The sequence below is a fragment of the Pedobacter aquatilis genome (assembly GCF_032678405.1).
Lineage (GTDB): Bacteria > Bacteroidota > Bacteroidia > Sphingobacteriales > Sphingobacteriaceae > Pedobacter > Pedobacter aquatilis_A.
In genome coordinates this window covers 395164-420242 of sequence record NZ_JAVTSJ010000001.1, presented here as the reverse complement: position 1 = coordinate 420242, position 25079 = coordinate 395164, and the positions used below count along the sequence as shown (strand labels likewise).

Genomic DNA, 25079 nt, shown 5'->3' with positions numbered 1-25079 from the left:
TGTTAAGATAATTTATTCCAGTCGGCATGGAATACGCCTTCCTGATCAATGCGCTCGAACGTGTGTGCACCAAAGAAATCCCGCTGTGCCTGTATTAAGTTAGATGGCATGCGGCCAGTAGTAATGGTGTCGAAATAGGTTAGGGTTGAGGCAAATGCCGGGATTCCTAAACCAGAATTTATACAAGCAGAAACAGTTTTACGTGTTCCATTTAATGTGCTTTTAATAATTTCCTGAATGCCAGAATCTCCGAAAAGATGTTCAAGACTGTTTGTTTTTTCATATGCCTGATAAATATCTTCAAGAAATTTAGCCCTGATGATACATCCGCCACGCCATATTTTAGCGATCTCCTGAAGTTTTAAATCGTACTGATATTCTTTAGATGCCTGAACCAATAAATGCATACCCTGTGCATAGGCACTTATCATTGAAAAATAAAAGGCATCTTCCAGTTCTTCAATAGAAACATTAATTTTTGTGTCTTTTTTGCCGAATGCTTCTTCGAGCGATACACGTAATTTCTTGAATTTTGATAAATCACGGTTTGAAACAGCCTCATTTATTGTCGGAATTGGTAACTGTAATTCCATCGAAACTTCCGAAGTCCATTTTCCAGTTCCTTTCGAGCGTGCTTCATCTTTAATCTGATCTAACAAATCAATATTCGTATTGCCATCCTTAAAAACGAAAATTTCAGCGGTGATTTCCAGTAAGAATGACTGAAGTCTGCCTTCATTCCATTTTTTGAATACCTTAAAGATTTCTTCATTACTATAACCAAGGCCATTTTTTAGAATGCCGTAGACTTCTGCGATAAGCTCCATAATAGCATATTCAATGCCGTTATGTACCATTTTAACAAAATGGCCTGAAGCACCAGGGCCAATATAAGTTACGCAAGGGTCGTTATTTACTTTAGCTGCTATGGCGTCGAAAACATCTTTAACCACATTGTAGGCTTGCTTATCGCCACCAGGCATCATACTAGGGCCAAAACGTGCTCCCTCTTCACCTCCTGAAATACCCATTCCAAAGAAATGCAGACCATCTTTTTCCAATTCATCAACTCTACGGTTGGTGTCGGTAAAGTGTGAGTTTCCGCTATCAATAATAATATCGCCTTTACTTAACAGGGGTTTTAATTCTGCAATAACACTATCAACAATTGGCCCGGCCGGAACTAACAGTACCAATGTACGGGGAGTAGCTAAACTGTCAATAAAGTTTTCAATATTATCAAAACCTTCAAGGTTATGGTTCTTTCCTTCTTCCTCAAGCTTTGCAATCATTTTATGATCTTTATCATAACCTGTTACTGAGAAGCCTTTGTCGGCCATATTTAATAAGAGGTTACGGCCCATTGTGCCTAAACCAATCATACCCAATTTATATTGTTTGGAATTGTTATTTGCCATTTTTTGTGTTTTGATTATGCCCAAAATTAGCGTTTACAAATTAATATTCTTATTAGTGATGTTAAATGATTGTAATAAATAGCTTAAAAGAATGTCTATTTATTAGGTTTTAATGTTGTAATATTATTTCCGTCAGCCAGTTTCCACAGCTTTGCACCACCTTTTATTCCATCTCTGTTCGATACAATTTTAATATTATGCTCTAGCTTAAAATCGATTTGTTTAGAATTTCCGCCGCCAATATACAATGTATCATAATTGAAAACCGTTTTATAAATCTCGATAACTTTCTTCAAGCGTTTATTCCAGCGTTCTGCACCAATTTTTTCAAAGGTTTTGTTACCGATATAATCATCATAATCCTCTTCTTTGCTAATCGGGAAGTGGGCCAGTTCCAGATGTGGAAGCAGACCACCATCAAATAATAAAGCAGTTCCAAAACCGGTACCAACTGTAAAAACAATTTCAAAACCCTTACCTTCTACAACGCCTAGTCCTTGTTGGTCGGCATCGTTAACCAGCCTAACCGATTTACCTAATGCATTGGCAATTCGCTGACCTAAATCTATATCATCCCATTTATTTTTGGCAAGATTAGGAGCTGTTTTTACTACGCCATTTTTAACATAGCCTGGAAAACCAACTGAAACGCGATCGTAAGTATCTGGAAAAGGCTTGATCAGTTCAATAATTCCCGTTAAAACATCCTTTGGTGTTGCGCCATCAGGGGTTTTTAACTTTAAATATTCTGATAACATATTTCCATTCTCATCTAATAGAACTGTTTTAATACTTGTACCGCCAATATCTATGGATAAAATATTGGTGTTTTCAGCTTGCTTTTTTGTTGCCATAATTGTGCTTTTATCCGCTTCGAAGTTCTACAAATAAATTAAAACAACAAACATTAAATGCTTTTGGAAGTAATTTATGTGTAAATAAAAATAACTACTAAATCTATGTAATTAATAGAATATTTTTATGTTTGCAACGTAATACAACAAATCCTTGCTATGAACAACGTTAATTATCTTGCTTTTGCCATTCCTGCTTTTTTTATTTTTGTATTTCTGGAGTATAAACTCGCTCAACAGAAGAAAAGAAGCTCGGTTTTCAAATACGAAAGTTCGATTGCTAATTTTAGTGTTGGGATAGCAGAGCGATTATTAAATCTGTTTATAGCAGCAAGTTTTTACCAGCTTTATGAATGGGTGTATAAAAACTATGCATTATTTAATATCCCCAATAAATGGTATATATGGATATTTCTGCTCTTAGCTACTGATTTAGTTTGGTACTGGTACCATCGCCTTGGGCACGAAATTAATTTTCTCTGGGCGGCACATATCGTTCATCATCAAAGCGAGGAGTTTAATTTATCTGCAGCTGCAAGAATAACAACTATTCAGGCTGTTTTCAGAAATGTATTCTGGTGTGTACTTCCTTTTATTGGCTTTCATCCGGATATGATCATTGTAATACTTCTTGCACACGGGGCATATTCTTTTTTTACACACACACAGCTTATAGGTAAAATTGGCTGGCTCGAGCATGTTTTTATAACACCGTCTCTTCATGGTGTTCATCATGCTTCAGATGAAAAGTATCTTGATAAAAACTATGGAGATGTGTTTGTGTTTTGGGATAAGATTTTTGGTACATTTCAGACTGAAGAAGAACCACCAAGCTATGGCTTAACACACCCGATTAAGAGTTATAGTTTTCTCTGGCAGCATTTTCATTATTACCTGGAAATTATCGAAGCATATAGGAGGGCTAACGGTTTCAAGGAAAAGTGGATTGCCGTTTTTGGAAGCCCGGCGCTGATGGATCAGGGTATCAGGCCAGAGCTGGAAGAACGATATCTTCAAAGGAAGCATGATGAGGAAAAGATTAAGTTTAAAGGTTACGTTAATTTTCAACTGATTTTAATTGTTGCAATTTTAACGCTGACAACAATGTTTTATGAGTCAATCAATTCGTTGAATGCAATTGCAATTCTTGTATTTATCATGATTACACTAATTAACATTGGCGCATTACTCGAACAGAGAAAATGGATTTACTACCTGGAGTGTTTCAGGCTGATTTCTATTTTTGCCTATGTGTTTTTTATCTTCGGCATTTTTGAATTATTGATCTTTCCGGTTGTGGGATTAATCATACTTGAGAGAATATTTGCGTTAAAATCTCTTTACAATAAATACGTCTTAAAGTATAAAAACAATAATGATTAGTATTTCAATAGCTTTCGGTTTTGAAATGGTATAGTATTGTTACAATGCTTATGTTTCATGTTGTTTTGTATTTTCTATTCTTGTGTTTCTTAAGGTAACGAAATTATTACTGCTACTTTTTTGAACACCTAATAATTCGTTGATATAGATTAATGTCAATAATGGGGCTTTTTTGGCTTGTTTTGTCATTTGTTTGGCTATACCCGAATCTATATTTTATTTCCATAACTTTTCCAGTTATAAACTTATTTTTGATTTCAATAAATTGTTTTTAGTTTCGATTTGTTTTTATAATTTTAGTTAACGAAACATTAAGTAATATAAAGCTAATAAATCGCAAGAGTATGAGGCTTGCCTTTTTTATTTTAATAGTTAGTTAATATTTACTTAATGTTGGTAAGGTTATTTTGCCGGCGTCCGGTTCTGATAACTTAATTAATCAATTTCCTAATAATACTAACCGGATATAAACAATTATGAACGAAAATTTTACCCAACAAAATGTGGGGTTTCAGTGCGTATGGCCAGAAAATGGAAACGTTCCTGATGATCTCAAGAAATCGGCAAAAGTTTTTAGTCCACATCGAAACTGGATTAAGATTTTACTGCTTTTTATTTCATTATCATTTTTTTTAACTAATGTGTCGGCTCAGCAGCCTCAGCAAAATGTAATGATAAAAGGAACGATATTGGATGAAGATGACAACCAGCCTTTAGTAGGAATTACAATTACCGATATTAATAAAAGAAACCTAGGTGTAACCAATAACGATGGTAATTATAGTATTTCTATTCCGAAAGGTAGTACAGTAGTATTTAATATGCTTGGGTATACTGCTGTAAGAAGGGTTTTCGATAAGAATGAAAATAATATTACCATCAGGCTAAAATCAGCTTCAAGCCAATTGAATGATGTTGTTGTAACAGCCTTAGGTATTAAGCGTGAAGAGAAATCATTGGGTTATTCTACAACAAAAGTTGACAGTAGCGCTTTTACAAATGCTGTGGCGAGTAACTGGACCGATGCCTTATCTGGCAAAGTGGCGGGTTTAAATCTTGTACGTAATAGCGGCCCTGCAGCATCGAATAAAATCATCTTAAGAGGGGAAAATAACCTGACCGGAGATAACGAAGCATTAATTGTTATTGATGGAGTTGTTGCCAGCAGTTCCGCTCGCCGTACAGCTGCTTCTTCTGGTGGTGTTTACGGAACTTCAGGTGATATTATGCCGCCAGATTTTGGCTCTGCTTTGAACGATTTAAATCCTGATGATATTGAAAGTGTAACCGTATTAAAAGGCCCGGGTGCTTCTGCGCTTTATGGTCAGCGTGGCGCAAACGGTGCGATTATCATTACAACAAAATCAGGTAATAAAAAGAGTAAAAAACTTAATATTACATTTACCTCTAACAGTACATGGGAACAGGTAAGTAAAAGCCCTGATATTCAAAACCAGTATGGCCAGGGGCAGTTTGGTGTTGGTTATTTCTCTTATGGTGCAACTGAAGACGGGCCAAGTACAAATGGTACAAGTGCCAGCTGGGGTGCTCCTTTTAATCAGGGAGGTATGTATTATCAATATGATCCGGCAACCAAAACCAGAGGCTTAACCAGAACACCATGGGTAGCGTATGAAAACCCCGTTGATGCTTTCTTTCAAACTGGTTTCGAATCTTCAAATTCTGTGAGTTTGGACGGAACTTATAAAAAAGTGGGTATGCGTTTTTCTGCCAGTCACGGCAATAACGAATGGATTGTTCCTAATACAGGTTTAGAGCGTACTTCGGCTTCATTTTCTGCAAATGCCGATGTAACAAAAAAATTGAATATTAATTTCAAAGCGGCCTATAATAACAGGCATAGCGATAATTTACCTGCAACAGGTTATGGAAACCAATCGCTGATGTACTGGTTTATGTTTGCACAGCCAAACGTAAATACAGACTGGTATCGCGATTACTGGGTAAATGGTAAAGAAAATGTTCAGTTTGTGAACATCACAACAACAAACCCTGAAAGCCCTTATGCAATTTCTGAACAATATTTAAATAAGCAAAGAAGAAATGGTGTATTGAGTAGCCTGCAGGCAAATTATAAATTTACCGATGAATTGAGTTTGTTGGTTAGAGGTTCAATTGATTATAATCATGATATCCGCGAAACACAACGCCCGTGGGATGCTGCAGGTAATAAATTTGCTCAAGGTTCTTATCGTGTACAAGACATTAATTCTTATGAGATTAATGCAGATTTCTTATTGAAATATGATAAGAAAATTTCAGAGTCATTAAGAATGAATGCTAATGTTGGTGGAAGCCAGATGCGTAACCAGTATAATAAATCTGAACTTAGAGCTGATGGTTTGGTAATTCCCGGTAATTACAGTTTAACAAATAATGCAAATCCATTAGTTTCAGTTCCTGATACTGCCCGTTACAGAATTAACAGTTTTTATGCAGCGATATCATTCACTTATAAGAACTATCTATATCTTGATTTAACAGGTCGTCAGGATTGGAGCAGTACACTTGCAACACCATTCAGAACAGATAATGTTGGGTTTTTCTATCCATCAGCAAGTGCTTCATTCATATTGTCTGATTTCTGGAAATTACCATCTCAAATCAGCTTCTTTAAACTAAGAGCTTCAATTTCTCAGGTTGGTAGTGGTGGTACAACACCTTATCGTACTGCCTATAACTATAATTTGGCTTCGAACGGTATTTACCCGGATAGCGCAATGACTAATCCGAATATATTACCAAATCCGAACCTTAAGCCACTTAAAACAACTACTATAGAGGTTGGTACAGAGTTACGTTTGTTTAAAAACCGTTTAAACTTTGATTTTGCAGCTTATTTAGGAAATACCAAGAATCAGATTTTAAGTCGTATTGTTGATAGGGCTACTGGTTACAATGTTGCAGTGTTTAACGTTGGTAAAGTGGAGAACAAAGGGATCGAGCTTGCTGTAAATGGTACGCCGATTCAGACAAAGAAATTTAAGTGGGAACTTACCGGAACGTTTACGGCGAACCGAAATAAAATTGTAGAACTTGCTGATAGTTCTGTAGTGCTTAGAACAGGTGCCCTGGGTGGTGGACAAATTGTTGCCAATGTTGGGGGTAGCATGGGAGATTTATATGGAAATGGTTTCCTGCGCTCGCCAGATGGACAAATTGTTTATGATGCAACCACGGGTAATGCAAAAACATCAACCGGCTTAGTATATTTAGGTAATACGATGCCTAAATTCAGGTTCAGTTTTGGCACAACATTAACTTATGGTCGTTTTAGTGTAAATGGTTTGTTTGATGCCCAACTGGGGGCAGTTGCCCATTCACTTACTTTCTCGAGAATGGCCGCTTTGGGTAAACTTAATTTAACCTTACCAGGAAGGTATAATGGTGTTGTTGGTGATGGTGTGGTTCAAAATGCAAACGGAACTTACCGTACTAATGATGTAGTTGCTACAAACTTAGAAAGCTTTTACACTTCATTATATGGCTCAGATCAGGCTGAAGGAAGTGTTTTCAGAACAGACTACTTAAAGTTCAGGGAGGCAAATGTAACTTTTGCCTTTGGTCAGGTTTTCTTGAAGAAAATTGGTTTTACCAAATTAACAATTGGCGCTTACGGCCGTAACTTATTTATCTGGTCGCCATGGCCAGCATTCGATCCTGAATTTGGAACCTTATCTGGAACTGATATTGTTCAGGGTTTTGAAACGGGTCAGTTGCCAGCCACGAGAACTTATGGTGTACGTTTAGTTGTGGGCTTATAAAGAAAACATTATGAAATCGATAAATAAAATAACCCGTTATATATTATTAGCAGCAGTTAGTGTTTCTGCTTTCTCCTGCAAAAAAGACTTCAACGAAGTTAATACAGATCCTATTGGGAAATCAACAGTTACTGCAAGTCAGCTTTTAGCGCCGGCTCTGGTAAATGTCCTGTCGGCAAACATGGTTAGAAACCGAAACTTTAATAACGAACTTATGCAGGTTACGGTTGATATCAGTGATGCTGAAGGAAAAGTTTTCAGGTACGATGTACGCCGTACATGGGCAGACTATACATGGAATGCCTGGTACCTGGAATTAACAAACCTGAGAGATATTTATACCATAGCAAATAAACCTGAATCGTTAAACTCATCGTACAAAGGTATATCGCTAATTACTCAGGCATGGGTTTTCCAGCTGCTTACAGATGTTTATGGCGATGTACCCTATACACAGGCAAATCAAGGTAAAGAAGGTGTTTATGAGCCTGCTTTTGATAAGCAAAAAGATATCTATTTAGATTTGTTCAGTAAGCTTGAGGAAGCAAATAAATTACTTACCGAAGGGAAATCTATTGTTCCCAGCAGTGATCCTATATATCAGGGAGATATTAGTAAATGGCGCAGATTTGGTAATTCTTTGTACCTGAGGTTGCTGTTAAGGCTTTCTGGCAAAGCTGAAGTTAGTGCGCAAGTAATTTCAAAAATTAAAGAGATTGCAGATACCAATAAAACAGGTTATCCGATAATGGAAAACAATACCCATACTGCAAAAATTTTGTGGAATGGTACGAATAGTAGTACTGCTGTTTATTCATCACCATTTATGATAAATGTAAGGGCAGTAGATTTCAGAACGCCTGCAATTACAGATTTCTTTTTAAGTAACCTTGCTATCTGGGGGGATCCTCGTGTAAATACAACATATGGTGTAAATGGTGTGAGTAGATTTGGGATAGCTCCCGGACCTGCTGGCTTAATCGGTGTACCAAGTGGCTACGATACGGGAACTGCTATTACTAAACAATCCTATTTTTATTCGGACGCACAAAGCGCTGGTGTTACTTTACAAACAGATCCTTACACAGGAATAATCATGAACTGCGCTGAGGTTGATTTTATCTTGGCAGAAGCTGCAGCCAAAGGTTGGATAAGCGGTACTGGCGAAAGTTATTATTTAAAAGGCATAGCCGATGCTGTTAATTACTGGTTGCCTACAAGATTTACGTCTGCGGCTGATCCGGCTTTGGCAAGTTATGTTGTTGCAGCTGATATTAACTGGAACAATGCTTTACCTTTGGATAACACGACAACCAATGCACCTAGTAAAATGCAGTTAATTCATTTGCAGAAATACTACGCAATGTTTTTAGTCGATTTTCAGCAATGGATTGAATATCGCAGGACAGGTCATCCCTTTATTCCGAAAGGAACTGGTCTGGCAAATGGTGGCAGAATGCCTTCGAGATTAAATTATCCATTAGTTACTCAATCAACAAATCCAACAAGTTATAAAAATGCAGTTGCCGCTCAAGGTGCTGATGATATTAATACACTTGTTTGGTGGCAAAAACCTTAATCATATCACAAATAATATGAAAAAGACAATACTTTATATCGGTGCAATAATTTTTATTTGTGGCACCTGGATGGGATGTAAGCGTGAAACCGATTATATCGGCGTAAGCGTAAGTCCATATATTTCAAACTTCGATTTACGTAAACTTTTTAAAAATGCAGATTTAACACTTAATAATGAAAATTTAGGGGGTGCCGATTTTGTAAAGGGTGTAGTGATTTCAAATCAGGCCGGTGCTAATATTCCTGCCGGATTGGTAATCTTACAGAACAGCAGGATTGCCGGTAATGGTATAGATTCGTTAAGAGGAATTGCCATCAACATTGGCGCAGATGCTTCGAAATATATCCCGGGTGATTCTATTCACGTAAGGGTAACCGGTTCAACATTAAAAAGAGTAAATGGAATTTTACAGTTAACAGGGGTTACCGCATCGGCCATTGAGAAAAAGGCATCAGGCAGGGCAATAATTACCAGAGCAGTGAATAGTGCCTCTTTAAACAGTAGACCTGATTTTTACGAAAGTACTTTGATAACCATAAGTAAAGGAAATGTAGATCCTGTGCCTACATCAACTGAAAAAGTGGTTGGTAATAAAACCATAAATGATGGTTATGGATCAGCAACGGTACATACAGAAACTACCGCAACATTTGCTAATGAAACTTTAACACCTTTTGCGGATTTCACAGGTATAGCTACCAGAACAACCACCGGAATTCAACTATGGCCAAGAACTTATGATGATATCTTCCCGCTTGCAGTTATTAAGCCATCTGCACTTATAATTACCGGCTATTTAACCGATCCAAGTGGTTCTGATGCCAATTATGAATATATTCAGTTTAAAGCAACCAGAGATATTGATTTTGCAGTCACACCTTTCTCTGTTGTTACCTGTAATAATGCGGGTATCTTAGTTGCACCGGCAACGGGTTGGGCATTGGGTGATGTTAGAACCTATAAATTTAACATCACATCAGGAACAGTTAAAAAAGGCCAGTTCTGTTATGTTGGTGGCAATAAAAACATCTGGGGTTCTGGTTCTACAGATATCAGTGCCGCCGTTTGGATTAGTAGTACACAATACTCAACTGTAAACAGTGTAAGCTTTGGTACAGCAACTTCTAATTTATTGGCTAACAGCGGAAACGTTGCAGGAGTTGCAGTTTTTGATGGAATAAATGTTGATGGCAATAGTATTCCTTTAGATGTGATTATGTACGGTGGTAATGGCGCTGTATACGCTGCTGGTCCACCGGAAGCTGGTTACAGAATTACCAATACCGATAAATACAGTACCATTCAAAACAGAAAAGCAGTAGCATTCTATGGCGCAGGTACAAATACCAGTAAATTTGGTTTCCCAACAACAGCAGGTGCGTTTACCATGCTTGGTGGTGTGTATGATGCAAAAACCGGATTGTGGAGTACTGGAAGAACTGCACAGTTTATTACGCTAACAGCAACTTCACCACTCTCAACAATTGAAACTGCAACAGGTTTCACAACCTTAGTGAACTAAATATAAACAACAAGCCATCCTTAAAAAGATGGCTTGTTTCTTTAACGAACAAATCATCCATGAATAGAAGATCATTTATCCAGAAATCCAGCTTATTAACCTCTACAATTTTTATAAGTTTAAAAACTTTTCCCTCAGCACTGTTTTCTGTTGATGGATTGGTCAGCGGAACTGTAACCAGTAAAGGTAAAGCTGTTGCTGGCGTGGTAATTTCTGATGGTTATAGTGTCATCCAAACAGATAAAAATGGTAATTATCAGCTTCAGCTTCACGAACTTGCCCGTTTTGTTTGGATAAGTACACCATCGGGATACGAGTTTAAAACTGAAAGCAGTATCGCCCGTCATTATTACAAGCCGGATACCGCAGGGAAATTAAACTTCGATTTAAAGCCACTTAAACAAAATGATGATAAACATAATTTCATTATATGGGCTGATCCGCAGGTGAAAAACAAAAAAGATGTTGAACAAATGATGAATACATCAGTGCCTGATACCAAAGCCGTAGTGAAAAGCATGGGGAATGCACTTGTACATGGAATTGGTGTAGGGGATTTGGTATGGGATAATTTCGATCTTTTCCCTGATTACGATGCAGCTATAGCACAAATTGGTATTCCGTTTTTTCAGGCACTGGGAAATCATGATCAGGATTACAGACAAGGAGGAGATGAAACTTCTGACAGGACATTTCAGGCGCATTATGGGCCAACATATTATTCTTTCAATCGTGGAAAAGCACATTATGTAGTACTCGACGATGTTCGTTATTTAGGGACGGAAAGAAATTACGACGGTTATATTACACCAACCCAGCTGGAGTGGCTTGCGAAAGATTTACAATTTGTATCGAAAGATGCATTACTCATCATTTGTTTGCATATTCCAGTGCATAACTCAGTTAAAAATAAGGAAGATTTCTACGCCGTAATCAAGGATTTTAAAAATATCCATATCATGTCGGGACATACACATTTTAACAAAAATGTAATCAAGAATGGTGTTTACGAACATAATCATGGAACGGTATGCGGAGGTTGGTGGACTGGCCCTATTTGTGAAGATGGAACGCCTCGGGGTTATGGTGTTTATGAAGTTGACGGTACAAAGCTGAAATGGTACTATAAATCTACAGGTAGAGATAGAAAAGAGCAATTGGATATCTATGTTGATACTTTAACCAATCAAAAAAGGTTAATTGCCAATGTTTGGAATTACGATCCGGAATGGAAAGTTGAATATTACTTAGATGGAAAGCCTATGGGCGCTTTGGCTCAACAAGACGGTTTTGATCCTTTGGCGGTAAAATTATATAAAGGAGATAAACTCCCAAATCCACGGCCATTTGTTGAACCGCGGTCTACCGACCATTTATTTATGGCTCACTTCGAGCCTTCGGTTACGACAGTTAAAGTGGTTGCTACCGACCGCTTTGGCGAAAAATTTGAAGCAGAAATTAAAGCATAATACAATAAACAAGATGAAGTTAACAAGTAAATTATTAGCCGTTATTTTAAGTGCAGGGTCATTTAGTGTATCCGCACAAGTTGCCGAATTTCCAAAGTTTAGTGCCGAAGCCCATAGGGGTGGGAGAGGTTTATGGCCGGAAAATACCATCATCGCGATGCAAAATGCAATGAAAATTGATGGGATTACAACACTCGAAATGGATACACACATTACCCGCGATGGTAAGGTTGTGGTAACCCATGATGATTATTTGAGTCCGGGCTTTATGCGTACACCTGAGGGACAGGATATTCCGGCTACGGATGCCAAAAAATATCCAATCTATCAGATGGACTATAATGATTTAAAAGCTTTTGATTTGGGCTCTAAACCTCTGGCTGGATTTCCAAACCAGCAAAAGATAAAAACCCAGATTCCTTTACTGGAAGATTTAATTGATGCCGTTCAGAAAGACATTAAAACAAATAAAAGGAAACAGTTTTTCTATAATATAGAAACCAAGTGCGATGCTCCGGGCGACGGTATAACGAATCCTGAACCAGCCGTTTTCGTTAAAAAACTAATGGATATTATCGAAAAAAAGAAGATAACATCTTATGTAGTTATTCAGTCTTTCGATAAAAGGACAATTCAGCTTATACATGAAAAATACCCTAATGTAAGAACATCTTTCCTTGTTGCCAATAAAAAAACTTACGAAGAAAATATTGCCGATTTAGGTTATAAACCATTTATTCTAAGCCCGGTTTGGCAAATGGTGAATCCAGAGCTAATAAAAAAAGCACATGCTGATGGTGTTAAAGTTATTCCATGGACAGCCAATAAGCTGGAAGATATGAATGCTTTAAAGGCTTTAGGTGTTGATGGCATTATTTCCGACTATCCTGATTTATTGGTTCAATCAAAATAATTATCTTTAAATAAAATCTTCGATATGAAATCTTTCCTGAATAAATTCTTCTTAATTGGCTGCCTTGTTTTTACGTTTACATTAGCTGATGTAAATGCCCAGATTGTAAAATGGGACAGTACTTACCGACCAGGTAAATATGCAGAACTGGTTGAAAAATTTAAGGCAGAACCAAAATCAAAGAAAGATTTTATATTTCTGGGGAACAGTATCACTGCTGGTACAGATTGGGCTAAACTTTTGGATTTGCCTCAAGCTAAAAATAGAGGTATTTCCGGCGATATAACATTCGGTGTTTTAGAAAGGTTGCAGGAAGTTATTGACAGGAAACCTGAAAAATTGTTTATTCTGATTGGTATAAATGATATATCAAGAAATATTCCTGACAGTATTATTCTTCGCAATTATAAAACCATAATAGCAAGGGTAACAAAAGGTTCAAAAAGGACACATATTTATTTCACAACGCTGCTTCCGGTTAACAGCTCATTTGAGAAATTTAAAAATCACTACGGAAAGGATAATCATATCCTCTGGTTGAACGATGAAATTAGAAAATTTGCTTCTAAAAATGTTACTGTAATCGATTTATATCCGGTCTTTGTTGATGATAATAAACGTTTAAAGGCCGAGTTAACAAAGGATGGCCTGCATTTGATTCCTGAGGGTTATAAAGTTTGGGCCGATTACCTAAAAGCAAATGATTATTTAAAGTAATAATAGTTCTTTAAATCAAAAAAGCGTCCTATCAGAGACGCTTTTTTGATTACAAATTATTTTGAAATTTAATTCTGAGCAGGTGGATTAGAAACTACTGGCGCTTTATCTTTAGCTCTTCTCATTCCGTTTTTTCGCATTTTATCACCTTTCTCTTTGGCTTCTGCTCTAAATGCATCGAGCTTAGTTTTTTGATCGGCTGTTAAAATTTTATCCAGATCAGCTCTACTCTTCTCCAGATCTGCTTTGCGCTCTTTCATTTTTCCTTTAATTGCAGCTCTGTCTTCACTTCGGTAAGCATCCATTTTTTTTGCTCTGTCTAATTCAATAGCGTAAACTTTTTGCTTTTGATCTGCAGTTAAGTTTAATTTTTTCTCCATCATGCCAGTCGATTTTTCAGCCCTTTGTTCTGCTGAAAGTTTCGGCATTGGTCTTCTTTGTCTTTTAGTAGAATCTTGTGCAAACACTGCTGTAAATCCCATTACTGCAATGGCCATAGTTAAAATTAGTTTTTTCATGTTGTATGTGTTTAAACTAATAGATACAGAAATGGCTGTCCGGTTTAATCTGGCTTTGTTAAAAGATGTTAATTTTTATTTAGCTGTGAAATTGATTTTTGCATTTGTGACATCATTTGCGTCAGCGTCTCTATTGTCGGATCTGGAGCTGGTTCCGGCAATGATGTAGAAATATAAGCTTTTGCTCGCCATATTTCTAAAATATCATCAGCAGCAATTGTATAAGGATCATAAACCTTATTATCCGATATTAATTTAAGGTCTTTGTTTTCCCTGAAACGATTGCCTGCTCTTTTATATACCACACCTTCGTTTTTGCTTATTACGATGTAAGTTTCGCCTGTTTTAACTTCATTCCAGTTATCCAGATACTCACCAATAATAACACTTCCAGGTTGAACAGGAAGCATGCTATCGCCCATAATTTCAAAAGCACGAAAAGTTCCCTGGCGTAAGGCCGGAAGCGGCAGCTGGAATTTAGGTAAATCACTAATGTATTGTGGATCGGAAAAGCCATTTAAATAACCTGCACTTGCTTTTACAGGTACTAATTCAATGTTCTCTCTGTCGTTGGCATCTACCGAGATACTCAATACCCTTAAGTTAGAACCTGAACTTTTCGGTTTGGGTTTCCAGCTATCTGAAATTTTTTCGTTAATAAATTCATCTATTGTTAAATCGAAATATTCAGCTATTTTTTTTAGTAATTCATATTTCGGTTCAGCCCTGTCTTCTTCGTAAGCACCGATAAGCGAACGCTTAATCTCCATGATATCAGCGAATCCCTGTTGTGTATGGCCTTTTTTCTTCCTCAGGTACTTTAAGTTGTTTGAAATATTTGACATAAAAATAAATTATTAAAATAAATTTGCAAATACTAAAATAGTTAGTAATTTTATGCTCATAAAGTTAGTAATATTATTTTGAATTGCAAGAGGATATACTAAATAGTTTAGTTTTAAATTTTAGATACGTTATTATGAAAAAGTTTGTTTACATCGTTACCGACAGAAATCGTACAAGTATGCATGTTGGCATGAGCTCCGATTTGATTAAAACATTGGATTTCTACAAGCAGATGCCAAACTTGTTTTTTGATAACGGAAAGCAATTAACCCGTTTGGTTTACTTTGAAGAATTTAAAACGGAAGCACAGGCATTAAACAGATTTAAACTTGTGAGCAGATTTACAAGAATGCAGAAAGAACGCCTTGTAAGATCTTGTAATCCTGATTGGATTGATTTGACTGTAGGATTGGATTTTGAAAATATTCTATTACACCGGAATATTACCAATCAGGTTAAGCTATCTTTCAGCAGTTTATCGTAAAAATAAAAACCAATAAAAAAGGCTTTGATTGTTAACATCAAAGCCTTTTTCTATTTTTTAGAGTACTTTACCAGCCAGGTGCAAAGGTTAAACCGAACACACCTGTTTTAACATCTTTCCGTTGAAATGGAATTGCGTAATATGGTTCCAGTACGAAATAACCAAATACGTTAACCCTTAACGAAATACCAACACTCATAACCGGAACACGCTCGTTAGTGGTTTGGTTTTCACCAATAACTTGTCCTGTTTCATCATAAATTGGTGTTGTTGTGTAAGTAGGCTCTTTTTTAAAGGCAACTTTTGTATCGTTTGTCCAGGCAACCCCTGCATCAAAGAATAAATTCAAATCAGAAAACAAGAATTTAGATGGGATCGCTGTAAGTTTTTTAGGCCCGGTAAATGGTAACCTGACTTCAAAATTAAATACAGCAAGTTTGCTTCCGCTCAATTGATTGATATCATAGTTTCCTCCAATTGTAGCTGTACTGTTTTTATAAATTGAATTTGCTTCATAACCTCTGATTAAGTACGGATATCCTACATACATCGGATATAAACGGTCTGCATCGCCACCAATTCTGAGGGTGTTGTAAGAACGGGCAGCAATTGTAATAGGCTTAATTCTCCAGTATTTACGCAAATCGGCGGTAACACCAGAAAATCTGTAGGTTCCAAAATATAATTCACCACTAACACGGTACCTGAAGCCATCTAAAGGAGCAGTTAACCCAAAAATCGAATTATCGCCAATAAAACCTGCATTTAACTGGTATAGTGTAAATGAATTAAACGGTACGCCATAGTCGCTTGAAGCCTGTTCATTGGAAATTTTACTTCTGTCAGAACCTAAGTAATAACCATCTGTACTATAATAATTACTGTACCTGTCTATCCGGTAACTGTAGTGTGAAAAGGCACCACCCAGCTCAAAACGATGAATTTTACTAAACGGATAAGAACCAAATAATTGTACCTGATCTTCAAAAGTTCTGATGATATCTGTTCGGTAGTTTACGGCATCGATGGTTGTATTACCACTTGGCACTTTTTCGAAAGCGTAAGAACTAAATCCGGAAACATAAGGGATATGCGATACGGCAGCGCCCCAGTTTATTCTGCTCTTTTGATTAATATAACCAACCAGCCCTCCAAAATCATAAATTTCCCCATTAACAGATAAGTTTGCGATGATTTGGTTTCTACCTAAAATATCACTGAACATTCCGATAATTCCACCCTGAACACCTGTTCCAAATCTGCTTGTTGATACACCAACACCACTGTTTGCTAAATAATCTAACCTGAATTTTGGTCGGTATGGTACAGTTTTCATCGAATCGGCAACAATTTTTTCAAACCTGTCAAAATTATTCAGGTTTGAATTTATAATGTTTACACCAATGTTTTCCATTGGAGGCAGTATTGCTGCATCAAAATTTTCTTCCTGGTTACTGATTCTCTTCGGTTTAAAACTGTTAAGTTTTGCATTGTAAAGTGTGTAGCGCTGGTAACGATAATAGCTGTAAACAATATCGTTAGTTTGTGATACGGAAATAGCAGGGGAGAACTCCGTAATACCACTGATACCCGTAAAATAATCGGTTAACTGGTCAACCGAATTGTCATCGAAATTATATTTATATAGATTCCTGAAACCATCTCTGTTCGATAGAAAATAAATGTTTTTACTATCTGGCGAAAACTGTGCATTTAGGTTGTTTGCTCCAGGGAAAACATCGAGGTTGCTTACCGTTTTTGTCGAGATATCGAAAATGGTCAGGTTTATTGGATGAACAGCAGTAATGTTTTTGTTCTGTATTGCTCCGCGGTCTGATGAAAAGACTAATTTTTTTCCGTCTGGCGAATAGTTTGGCGCATAATCAGAATAAATATCATTCGTAATTTGAGTAACTTTTTTGGTGTCTAAGTTATAAGAGAAAATGTCACTCTGTCCTTCAATCATTCCCGAAAAAGCAATGTCTTTTCCATTCGGCGACCAGGTGAGGTTACCAAATTGAGCAACATCACCCATCGCGGTTTGAGAAACAGTAGCCCCATTACTCACATTGATAATCATCATCTGGTTCTTGCCATGACTAAAAATACTAAAGGCGAACTGCTTACTGTCAGGCGACCATGCCCCGGCTGATTCAATGAAATTGAAATCATCTATATGGCCATTCGAAATCTGACTGGTAAGTTTCCTGATGATTTTACCTGTTTTCGCATCAGCAAGAAATAAATCTATTCCAAATAAATCTTTCTCAGACATGAATGCAACGTATTTACCATCAGGACTAATGGCAGGAGCAACATTCATGTTTCCCGCGTTTTTATTATCAATAATTTTTGTGCCTGTTATTTTAATCTGCGAACTGTCGGCCTTTAACATTGGTTTGTAGTGCGCATCGATTGCATTTTTCCATAAACCAGATAAAGTTTTATCATCATAACCAAAAGTATACCTTATGGCATTTTCGTAACCGTATTTTGCTGTGTTTTTAAATAAGGGCACAATTGTAGTATCGCCATATTGAGAACCGATATAAGTCCAGAAAGCCTGACCGTAGCGATAAGGGAAGTATTTGTTTGAATTAGTTAAATCCTTTAGCGAAGGGATATCACGGTTTAACATGGCATCACGCATCCACATTGAAGTAAAAGCGTCTCGCTTACCGATAGAGAGGTATTCAGCCATCCCCTCAACCATCCACAAAGGTGTTTGTCCAACGTTTTCAAGACTGATAGAGTCTTTTTCAAGTAACAGGTGATATTGAAAAGCATGGACAAGCTCATGGCCAAGTACATGCCTTGTTTGGCTGTTGAGTTCCATAACGGGCATGATAACACGGTTTTTTAAGGCCTCGGTTACACCACCGGTACCAACACCTATTTCACCATTTAAGGCAGTAGTTTGCTGGAAATCAGGGTGGTTATTGTAAAGGATAACAGGGTTTTTCTTCATGAAAGTATCTCTGAAAACTTCCTGATGCATTTTATACCAGGTTTCAGCATCCTGCGAAAATTTCTTTAACAGGTTTTCATTTTTAATGTAATAGTAAATTTCGAAGTGTGGGGTTTGTAAAACCTTAAAATCGAGGTTTTTATATCTGACTTTGTTTTGTCCGAAGTATTGTGCCTGAGCAGAAAATGAAAGTATAGCCAGAAGCAAAGCCGGAATTAATTGCTTTAAAATAGTAGCGTTTATTTTCATATGTATTGGTTTAATTTGTGTGGTATAATTTACAAAACAGAGGGGCAAGACTTTAAAAAATAAAAATAGTGATTGTTTTATTACCACTATTTTTATTTTAACACTTTTTATAAGGTTAGATCCTAATTATTACCGTTCTTTTTTTTCTCTCTTTCTTCCTGCCTTTGTTTCCTTTTTAATTCCCGTTCTTCTTTGCGGGTTAGCGGAACAACAACTGCCGGTTGAATTGGAGCTGTTTCTTGTTTTTTCTCTTCTTTTTTAACTTCAGTTTCTGTTGCCGGTACCGGAGTTGCAGTTTCAGGTGTTTCTGGTTCTGCTACAGCAGTAGAATCGACAATAACACTATCTGTCGAAGTCGTATCCTCAACAATCCTCGGACTTGGACAATTAATTGTTCTTGTTATATCAACTGTTGCTTTAGGGAAGGGGCCGTAAGTATAACCTGAGTTAGGGTCATGGTAAACTTTTTCCATAAATTTAGCAAAAATAGGGAGTGCTGTTCTTGAACCTTCACCTTGTTCGCCATTTTTAAAATGTGCCGTACGCTCATCGCAACCAACCCATACACCTGTAACCAGGTCTTTTGTAATTCCCATGTACCAGGCATCAACATAATCAGATGAAGTACCTGTTTTACCACCAATCTGATTATTTTTCTTCCATAAATCCCATTCCCATAATGCCTGCGATGTACCACCTGGTTCTTCCATACCACCCCTGAACATATATAACATTAACCAGGCAATTTCTTCTGATAAAACCCTTTTTGTTTTAGGTTTGAAATCATCAATCATGTTATCATCCTGGTCAGTAATTTTTTCTACCAGAATAGGATCTGTTTTAACCCCTTTATTTAAAAAGGTACTGTATGCTTTAACCATTTCATAAACGGTAACATCGTTCGAACCTAAACTTACTGATGGAACAGATTCCAGGTGACTGTCTATACCACATTCGTGAGCCCATTTAACTACGTTATCCCAACCAACTTTTTCCGTAACCTGAGCCGTAATGGTGTTTACCGATTTTGCCATCGCCCAGCGTAAGCTCATTTCGCGGTAAGTGACACTGTAGTCTGCATTTTTTGGCTCCCAGTATTTTGTTTCTCCTTTATCTTGATAAGCAATTTTTACCGGTTTATCTGTGAATTTATCGCAAGGGTTCATTCCTTGTTCAAGAGCGGTGAGATAAGCAAATGGCTTAAACGTAGAGCCTGCTTGTCTTTTAGCTTGGTTAACGTGGTCGTATTTGAAGAATTTGTGGTCTATACCGCCAACCCAGACTTTAATTTTTCCACTCGCTGGCTCCATGGTCATCATACCGGTATTCATGATTTTTCCGTAATAACGGATGGAATCCATTGTAGAAAATAAGGTGTCGCGGTCGCCTTTATAAGTAAAGATCTGCATCTTTTTCTTTTTATTGAAATAGGCCTTTACAGAATCAGGATTGTTCGGGAATTTCTTTTGAAGTAAACTATATATCGGCAGGTTTTTCATTGCCCTGTCCGGATAATCTACCTTTTGTTTTTCAGAATCATACCAGGGATCTTCGTTGCCCCAAACGCTATAAAATCGGCGTTGTAAGGTTTTCATCTGCTCCTGAACAGCTTCTTCCGCATATTTTTGAAGTTTTGAATCGATGGTAGTGTAAATTTTCAATCCATCTTCATACAAATCATAACCATTATCTTTACACCATTTTTCAAGGTATTTTGCCACGGCAGCGCGTAAATAAGAATCACCATCACTGCCATCTTCCATTTTACCTTCTTTAAGTTTGATGGGTTCCTTTGATAATTCGGCAAGGCTATCTTTACTTAGGTATTTGTACTTATTCATTTGACTTAGTACAGTGTTTCGCCTTACCAGGGCTCTTTCCGGATTTTTTGTCGGGTTATAAAAAGTAGTTCCCTTTAACATTCCCACCAACAGCGCCGATTCAGTAGTAGATAAATCTTTTGCTTCTTTATCAAAATAGATGCGGCTCGCAGTTTTAATTCCATAAGTATTGTTACCAAATGAAACGGTATTCAAATACATGGTAATAATGTTGTTCTTTGAGTAGTTGGATTCCAGTTTAACAGCCGTCATCCATTCTTTCAGTTTGAAAATTACGGTACGGATTAAAGGAATTTTAGATAGTAGGCCTTGCGATTTATTGTATCGGGTGCGATATAAGTTTTTAGCCAGCTGCTGCGTTATTGTACTGGCACCACCGTCTTTTCCAAAACCTACAACTGCTCTTCCAACAGCTTGAATATCAATGCCCCAGTGCTTATAAAAGCGAACGTCTTCAGTGGCAACCAGTGCATTCAACACGCTTGGTGCAATTTCATTATAATTAACAGGTGTTCTGTTTTCTTTAAAGTACCTACCGATCAACTTTCCATCAGCTGTATAGAGCTCTGAACCTACGCGAAGTGTCGGGATTTTGATGTCATGATAACTCGGTGAATAACCAAACAGCCATAAAAAGTTAAGCTGAAGCGCAGAGAAAAATATAATTATAAAAAAAACACTAATTGCCGAATAACGTAAGTACTTGTTTTTTATCTCTTTAAACATATTGGTTAAGATGTGGTATTGTAAAAAGCTGTGGCGTTAAATATAAAAAACTCCAAATGCAAATTAACGTATTTAATTTACTTATTTTTTAGTCTATATTTAAATAATTGATTGCTGAGTATATACTTTAATGCACAGATATGAAGAACGAATTTAAAAGCCTGATTGTACAGGGAGATAAAAAATTTTCAATAAAGAATACCAAAACCGATTACACTGGCGGGTTTAATAAGGAAAAAGCGAAAGATGCTTTAGTGAAATCAAAAATAGAGGTTAGTCAGTTACAGGAAAAACTTTATGCTTCTGGCACCCATTCGCTGCTGATAATTTTTCAGGCAATGGACGCCGCAGGAAAGGATAGTGCTATCGAGCATGTGATGAGTGGTTTAAATCCGCAAGGATGTCAGGTTTTTAGTTTCAAAGTGCCAACAGCAGAAGAATATGAGCACGATTTTTTATGGAGACATTATAAGGCTTTACCTGAAAGGGGCAGAATTGGAATTCATAACCGTTCTCATTATGAAAACGTGTTGGTATGTAAAGTTCATCTTGAATATGTTTTAAGCGAAAATATCCCTGGTTATGCAGATGTAAAGAAAATAAACAAAGATTTCTGGAAACAACGTTATCAAAGTATCCGGAATTTTGAGGAGCATTTAATTGCCAATGGCACAGTAATGCTAAAATTTTTCCTGAATGTGGGTAAAGATGAACAAAAACAGCGATTCTTGGATAGGATTGAAGATCCAACTAAAAACTGGAAATTCTCTTCGGGGGATATTAAGGAAAGAGCTTTATGGGATGATTATATGAAAGCTTATGAAGATGCAATTAATGAAACTGCAACTAAGGATGCACCATGGCATGTTATTCCGGCCGATAAGAAATGGTTTGCCCGTTTGGCGATAAGTGAAATTATTGAAGACAAGCTTAAAAGCCTGAATATTAAATTTCCGGTTTTGGATGATGTTGAGCAGGCAAAACTGGCAGAAACAAAAACAGCTTTATTGGCAGAATAGTTTATTTATTATTAAAGAAAAATGGCGCATCTTTTTATGTTAAAGATGCGCCATTTTATTTTTCAATAGATTTCTCTTTATTAATTCACTACCGGGAATGCTGAAATTCTTAACCTTGCTCCACCCATGGGTACTAACGTTAATGAAGTTTCAGCTTCATTATTCGTTAACGGGCTTTTTGGTAAAATATCAACCAGACCATATTGGTCTATTTTCCATTCCGGAATAATTTTTCCCTTTGCTTTTATTTCTATAGGTGAGGTTCCGTTTGTAAATGGATTGTTGTTTTTAGGCCATTCTTTTTTTACGATTGTAAATGAATTTTTTAAATCAGCTTTATTCAGAATCAACCCATAATTCCAGGCACTTTTAGGGTGGATCTCGAATGAAGGCCATTTTTTAGGGTCTGCACCTTTTTGCCATTTAGAATCGCCAATTGCGGTTTCTTTACTGTCTTTTAAGATATAATCTTCATCAATTTTTAAAGAGTAAGTAAGCGGACCATAATTCAGGCTTACGCTGTTTTTATTTTTCTCCCATTCACGAAGTTTTAAATCCATTGGCAACTGTAACGAAATCTGGTCTCCGTTTTTCCAGGTATTGCTTAATTTAACATAACTTCCGGCTTTTGTATCAACAGTTATAGCCTTACCGTTAACCTTAACTACTGCGCCCTTGCACCATGCTGGTATGCGTAGATAAAGTGGAAAGTTTACTGATTTTGGTGTTGTTAGGGTAATATTTACCTGGTCTTCGAACGGATATTTAGTCGTTTGATTTAATGTAACTTCAGTTCCGTTACCAACTTTTACTTTTACACTGCCTTCGGCATAAAGCTGAGCAGCAATACCGTTATCCGGTGTGGCCATCCACGTATTTTCTGCATAATAAACCCAGCCTGCTGAGTGGTTATGCTGGCAACAGCGACTGCTAAAAGGGTTCATCATTAAAAAAGGACCGGAATTATCTATGCCCGGATGGTGGTTTTTTGAATCGCTGATAACCATATTAGGAGCGGTCAGGTATCTTAAAGCTTTATAGTCAGGTGTAAAAGCTGCAGAGAAAGTATTAAAAGCAACGTCTTCGCAGTTTTCGGCCCAGTAGGTATCGCCGGTAATACCAAGCATCATCTGGTCAGATGTCATTTGTTCTACCAATCCACAGGTTTCTACTGCCTGACGAGGGTCGTCATATCCTTTTCTTGAGTTTTCATCACCACCAAACATTCCGCCCGGAACTTGTCCGTAGATATTTCTGATAAGTTGCTGATTATTGTAACTCGCCGCCAAATCAGCTTTATCATGACTTTGAAGGTAATAAGTTGCTGGTTCACGGAAACATTGTGCAATATTTACGTTGTGCCAGTTTGGAAGATTATCCTGCTGGCGCCAGTTCGCCGTATTTTTATCAATTTTTGTAGCTAAATCAAGCAAAAATTTGTCGCCCGTTCTGTTGTATAGCCAGTAAATACTAACAATATTGTCTCCGCCGCGGCTTTTTTCCCAATAATCTTCAAGTAACTTATCATCAGGAATACTCAATTGCCACTTAAAATATTTGGTCATCAGGTCAATTACCCGTTTATCTTTCGAATATTCGTAGTAAGATTGTAAGCACCAGAGCATTGGCATATTGGTCCATAAATCTCTCTTACCCGCACCTTTTTCTACCAAAGGTCCAAAATCGCCATTTTCACGTTGGTTTTTTAGCACAGCCTCCAGCCAGAATTTCGCTTCAGTAATCATTTTGCTATCATTTAACATGTAGCCTATGTTTGCGTATCCTTTTAACCAGTAGGGTAGTTCTTCCCATCCGTTTTTTCCTTTACCATCTTTATGAAGCCATGCATTATCTTCTTTTGATAGCCAGATACTAATTTCCCCAAGGTTTCCTGTTAAACCATCTTTTTGAAGAAGTAGAACATTTCTTAACCAGCCGGCTGGTTTAATACTGCCGATAGGTAATTTAATGAAGTGGTTTTTTAACAGTGGTGCTTTATTACTTATATAATAGCTGTTGGTTAGGCTATTATCGGTATTTTCTACTGTAGCAGCCTTTAAATTTTGGGCCTGCGTATTTAGCGATAAACAAGAAACGATTAAGGTAAGGATAGCACTTGGTTTAATCCAGGATGTGGTACTCATAAAAACGATTTAGGTTATGGTTAAAGCCCTAAAATTATAACTTATTTTTAATTAAATTATTAATTTCTGATATTGTTACAAGAATATATCTTTAGAAAATACAAAAGGATATATTCAATAATTTTCATCATATTGTTTTGTTAAAACTTAAATTCTATGAAATTTTTTGCGTTCAGCTTATTAACATTGATTGCTTTAAGCCCCTTACAGAAATCTATGGCACAAACAGACAAAAAACAACCGGCTGCAGTATTAAACCATATAGCTGTTTACGTTGCTGATTTGAAAACAGCAACTGATTTTTATGAAAACATATTCAGCTTACCGCAGATTCCTGAACCTTTTCATGATGGCAGACATACCTGGTTTAGTTTAGGTAGCGCAGGGCACCTGCATATAATTCAAGGTGCTAAAAAGAACGAAATTCATGATAAGAATGAACATTTATGCTTTAGTGTGGTTTCTATAGATGATTTTATAAAAAAACTTAAGGCCAAAAATATCGAGTTTGAAAGCTGGGTAGGAGTGAAGGGCGAATTTACCCTTAGGGTTGATGGGATTAAACAAATTTATTTTAAAGACCCGGATGGTCATTGGCTTGAAGTAAATAACGACAGGTAGGTAGTATCAGAATGGTATAA

Annotated in this window: 17 protein-coding genes; 10 read left to right on the top strand and 7 right to left on the bottom strand. The window is 36.9% G+C overall.

Translation table 11 applies throughout. The features are described from left to right. Positions 1–2 precede the first annotated feature (2 nt). A complete protein-coding gene (gene gndA / locus R2R71_RS01895; protein ID WP_316829543.1) occupies positions 3–1418 on the bottom strand; it encodes an NADP-dependent phosphogluconate dehydrogenase in 1416 nt (471 codons plus the stop codon). A gap of 95 nt (positions 1419–1513) precedes the next feature. Further along, positions 1514–2272, bottom strand: coding sequence for an ROK family protein (locus tag R2R71_RS01890; RefSeq protein ID WP_316829542.1), 759 nt, complete (start codon positions 2270–2272; stop codon positions 1514–1516). A gap of 159 nt (positions 2273–2431) precedes the next feature. Here R2R71_RS01890 and R2R71_RS01885 point away from each other — a divergent pair, with 159 nt between their 5' ends. The 7 genes from R2R71_RS01885 to R2R71_RS01855 all read left to right on the top strand — a co-directional run bounded on the left by R2R71_RS01885 (position 2432) and on the right by R2R71_RS01855 (position 13643). Next, a complete protein-coding gene (locus R2R71_RS01885; RefSeq protein WP_316829541.1) occupies positions 2432–3655 on the top strand; it encodes a sterol desaturase family protein in 1224 nt (407 codons plus the stop codon). A gap of 476 nt (positions 3656–4131) precedes the next feature. After that, complete coding sequence (locus R2R71_RS01880) at positions 4132–7440, top strand: SusC/RagA family TonB-linked outer membrane protein (RefSeq protein WP_316829540.1); 3309 nt, start codon at positions 4132–4134, stop codon at positions 7438–7440. A gap of 10 nt (positions 7441–7450) precedes the next feature. Beyond that, positions 7451–9019, top strand: coding sequence for a SusD/RagB family nutrient-binding outer membrane lipoprotein (locus R2R71_RS01875; protein WP_316829539.1), 1569 nt, complete (start codon positions 7451–7453; stop codon positions 9017–9019). Positions 9020–9035: 16 nt separating this feature from the next. Continuing rightward, positions 9036–10544: a DUF5689 domain-containing protein gene (locus R2R71_RS01870; RefSeq protein ID WP_316829538.1), complete on the top strand. Its 1509-nt coding sequence runs from the start codon at positions 9036–9038 to the stop codon at positions 10542–10544. Positions 10545–10603: 59 nt separating this feature from the next. Beyond that, the gene (locus R2R71_RS01865) at positions 10604–12013 is read left to right on the top strand and encodes a calcineurin-like phosphoesterase family protein (protein WP_316829537.1); all 1410 of its coding nucleotides are present in this window, start codon (positions 10604–10606) and stop codon (positions 12011–12013) included. 13 nt (positions 12014–12026) lie between these two features. Continuing rightward, positions 12027–12926 (top strand): glycerophosphodiester phosphodiesterase family protein, encoded by a 900-nt coding sequence (locus R2R71_RS01860; RefSeq protein ID WP_316829536.1) that lies wholly within the window; start codon positions 12027–12029, stop codon positions 12924–12926. A gap of 24 nt (positions 12927–12950) precedes the next feature. After that, positions 12951–13643 (top strand): GDSL-type esterase/lipase family protein, encoded by a 693-nt coding sequence (locus R2R71_RS01855; protein WP_316829535.1) that lies wholly within the window; start codon positions 12951–12953, stop codon positions 13641–13643. Positions 13644–13711: 68 nt separating this feature from the next. Here the strand turns inward: R2R71_RS01855 and R2R71_RS01850 are convergent, their stop codons facing one another. Together R2R71_RS01850 and R2R71_RS01845 are read right to left on the bottom strand one after the other, a co-directional pair. Then, positions 13712–14161: a hypothetical protein gene (locus tag R2R71_RS01850; protein WP_316829534.1), complete on the bottom strand. Its 450-nt coding sequence runs from the start codon at positions 14159–14161 to the stop codon at positions 13712–13714. Between the two features lie 68 nt (positions 14162–14229). Continuing rightward, the gene (locus R2R71_RS01845) at positions 14230–15006 is read right to left on the bottom strand and encodes a LexA family transcriptional regulator (protein WP_316829533.1); all 777 of its coding nucleotides are present in this window, start codon (positions 15004–15006) and stop codon (positions 14230–14232) included. Between the two features lie 134 nt (positions 15007–15140). On the opposite strand from R2R71_RS01845, the gene R2R71_RS01840 reads away from it, so the two are divergent. Then, a complete protein-coding gene (locus tag R2R71_RS01840) occupies positions 15141–15491 on the top strand; it encodes a GIY-YIG nuclease family protein (RefSeq protein WP_316829532.1) in 351 nt (116 codons plus the stop codon). A gap of 67 nt (positions 15492–15558) precedes the next feature. Here R2R71_RS01840 and R2R71_RS01835 read toward each other — a convergent pair whose 3' ends face one another. Both R2R71_RS01835 and R2R71_RS01830 read right to left on the bottom strand, forming a co-directional pair. Continuing rightward, positions 15559–18708, bottom strand: a complete 3150-nt coding sequence (locus tag R2R71_RS01835; RefSeq protein WP_316829531.1) for a peptidase MA family metallohydrolase — start codon at positions 18706–18708, stop codon at positions 15559–15561. Positions 18709–18830: 122 nt separating this feature from the next. Next, positions 18831–21275, bottom strand: a complete 2445-nt coding sequence (locus tag R2R71_RS01830; protein ID WP_316829530.1) for a transglycosylase domain-containing protein — start codon at positions 21273–21275, stop codon at positions 18831–18833. Positions 21276–21415: 140 nt separating this feature from the next. Between R2R71_RS01830 and R2R71_RS01825 the strand changes: the two genes are divergently transcribed. Further along, positions 21416–22294 (top strand): polyphosphate kinase 2 family protein, encoded by an 879-nt coding sequence (locus R2R71_RS01825; protein ID WP_316829529.1) that lies wholly within the window; start codon positions 21416–21418, stop codon positions 22292–22294. A gap of 80 nt (positions 22295–22374) precedes the next feature. Here R2R71_RS01825 and R2R71_RS01820 read toward each other — a convergent pair whose 3' ends face one another. Next, a complete protein-coding gene (locus R2R71_RS01820; RefSeq protein WP_316829528.1) occupies positions 22375–24438 on the bottom strand; it encodes a beta-L-arabinofuranosidase domain-containing protein in 2064 nt (687 codons plus the stop codon). Positions 24439–24594: 156 nt separating this feature from the next. Between R2R71_RS01820 and R2R71_RS01815 the strand changes: the two genes are divergently transcribed. Next, complete coding sequence (locus R2R71_RS01815; protein WP_316829527.1) at positions 24595–25059, top strand: VOC family protein; 465 nt, start codon at positions 24595–24597, stop codon at positions 25057–25059. Positions 25060–25079 lie beyond the last annotated feature (20 nt).